Source organism: Mesorhizobium sp. M1A.F.Ca.IN.022.07.1.1 (assembly GCF_003997575.1).
Classification (GTDB): Bacteria; Pseudomonadota; Alphaproteobacteria; order Rhizobiales; family Rhizobiaceae; genus Mesorhizobium.
Genome location: NZ_RZST01000557.1, coordinates 1 through 2,231, shown reverse-complemented (window position 1 = coordinate 2,231; position 2,231 = coordinate 1). Strand labels below are relative to the sequence as shown.

At 63.7% G+C, this 2,231-nt stretch carries 4 protein-coding genes; 3 read left to right on the top strand and 1 reads right to left on the bottom strand.

The window, feature by feature from the left end:
• The coding region (locus EOA75_RS32100; RefSeq protein WP_164747725.1) for a carbon-nitrogen hydrolase family protein at positions 1–763 on the top strand (763 nt) is incomplete at its 5' end.
• Positions 760–1,185, top strand: coding sequence for a DUF1178 family protein (locus EOA75_RS32095; protein ID WP_067319064.1), 426 nt, complete (start codon positions 760–762; stop codon positions 1,183–1,185). The genes EOA75_RS32100 and EOA75_RS32095, both read left to right, overlap by 4 nt.
• Here EOA75_RS32095 and EOA75_RS32090 read toward each other — a convergent pair.
• The gene (locus EOA75_RS32090) at positions 1,148–1,663 is read right to left on the bottom strand and encodes a MarR family transcriptional regulator (RefSeq protein ID WP_127326086.1); all 516 of its coding nucleotides are present in this window, start codon (positions 1,661–1,663) and stop codon (positions 1,148–1,150) included. The genes EOA75_RS32095 and EOA75_RS32090 overlap by 38 nt on opposite strands.
• 102 nt (positions 1,664–1,765) lie before the next feature.
• Here EOA75_RS32090 and EOA75_RS32085 point away from each other — a divergent pair.
• On the top strand, positions 1,766–2,231 hold a 466-nt coding region (locus EOA75_RS32085; RefSeq protein WP_164747724.1), incomplete at its 3' end, for a DMT family transporter.

Sequence of the window (2,231 nt, the reverse complement as noted above, 5' to 3'; positions counted from 1 at the left end):
GCAGGGCGCCACCTACGTGCAGACGCCGGAAATGACCGGCGCGCTCATCCGCGACAAACAGGCTGGTGCCGCCGCTTTCACCAGCGAAGACAAGGACGTCGTCGTTTCGACGGCGCGGAAACTTGCGCAGGAACTCGGCATTTTCCTGCATGTCGGCTCGACGGCCATCCTGCGCGCCGACGGCAAGCTCGCCAATCGGGCGTTCCTGTTCGCGCCCGACGGCGCCATGATCACCAACTACGACAAGATCCACATGTTCGATGTCGACCTCGACAACGGCGAGAGCTGGCGCGAATCCGCCTCTTACGAGCCGGGAACAGAGGGCGTCGTCACCGAGATCAACGGCGTGAAGCTGGGCTTCGCCGTCTGCTACGACCTGCGCTTCCCGCAGCTATTCCGTGCCGAAGCGCTGGCGGGGGCTCAGGTGCTTTCGGTGCCTGCGGCCTTCACCCGCCAGACCGGCGAGGCGCACTGGCACGTGCTGCTCAGGGCACGCGCGATCGAGAACGGCGCCTATCTCATCGCGGCCGCGCAGGGCGGCCTGCACGAGGACGGCCGCGAGACTTACGGCCATTCGCTGATCGTCGATCCGTGGGGACGCATCATCGCCGAGGCCGCGCATGATGAGCCCGCAGTGATCGTCGCCGAGATCGACCCGGCGCAGTCGGCTGCGGCGCGTCGCAAGATTCCCAATCTCAAGAACGCGCGGGATTTCACCGTCAATGCCGGCGAGGCGCCGCGTCTCAGGGGTGCAGCCTCTTGATCCGCTTTTCGCTCATCTGTGAACACGAGCACGAATTCGAAGCCTGGTTCCGCAGCAATGACGACTTCGGCACGCAGAAGAAACGCGGCTTCATCGATTGCCCGATCTGCGGCTCGCACAAGGTCGAGAAGGCGCTGATGGCGCCGGCGGTCTCCACCTCACGCAAGCAGGAGAAGATGGCGCTGGCCATGGGCGACGCGCAGAAACAGGCGCTCGCACAGCTCAAGGCGCTCGCCGACAAGGTGCGGGAGAATGCCGACTATGTCGGCGACAAGTTCGCCGAGGAAGCGCGCAAGATCCATTTCGGCGAGACCGATCCGCGCGGCATTTATGGCGAGGCTACGCCGGACGAGGCGAAAAGCCTCGCCGAGGACGGCGTCGAATTCATGCCGATCCCGAGCTTTCCGGAGGACCGGAACTAAGATTTCCGATCAGCTTTTTCAGCAGTGTGGCGAGCATTTTCCGGTCCTCTGGCGCTAACCCGGCGAGGATTTCATGCTCATTCGCGACGTGGGCGGTAAGGGCCTCATCGATGAGTTCGAGGCCTTTCGAGGTGAGTTGCACCACAACGCCGCGGCGATCGCTGGGATGCGGCGCGCGCTGGATCAGGCCCGCCTTTTCCAGCCGGTCGAGCCGGGCGGTCATTGCTCCGGAGGTCACCATCGTCGCCTCGTAGAGTTCGGTCGGCGTCAGCGCGTGAGGCGCGCCGGAGCGGCGAAGCGTGGCCAACACGTCGAATTCGCCCTGCTGCAGGCCGAAACGGGCAAAGAGCGGCGCGAGCCGGTCGCGCGCGATCAGCGCGGACGCTTCGTTCAGTCGCCCGATCACTCCCATCGGCGAGACGTCGAGGTCCGGCCGTTCCTTGCGCCATTGCTCCATCGCTCTTGCCGCACGGTCCATGTGCCTCACCGTAAAGTATCTTGACATTGAGAATCTTTACGCTATATTATCCTAAGTTGGAGCGGCCGCCAAGCTTGGCCGTGAAGCCACAGGATCACGCAGATGAAATTGCTCTGGGACTCCGCACTGGGTCTTCTGATCGTCACCGGCGGATTGCTCGGCATGACGCTCCCCTTCGGCAAGCTGGCAACGGCGGCCGGTGCCCCGGCAATGGTCTGGGCTTTCGTGATCTCGTTCGGCGCCGGCGGCGTGTTGCTCACAACGCTTCTGCTGCTCGGTCAGCGCATCCGGCTCACGGCGCACAAGCTGCGTTATTTCTTCATCACCGCAGCCATCTCCTACGCTCTTCCTAACTTGCTGATGTTCTCGGCCATCCCGCATCTCGGCGCGGGTTACACGGGCATTATGTTCACGCTGTCGCCGGTCATCACGCTGGTGTTCTCGATCCTGCTTGGGGTGCGGCGACCCAACCTGCTCGGCGTCATCGGCATTATCGTTGGTTTTATCGGCGCGGTCATGGTCGCGCTTACGCGTGGGGAGGCCGGCCAGCCGGCCGAATATTTCTGGG

Coding starts and splice junctions, on each gene's coding strand:
- EOA75_RS32090 (WP_127326086.1), bottom strand. CDS start 1,663: ATGGACCGTGCGGCAAGAGCGATGGAGCAATGGCGCAAGGAACGGCCG.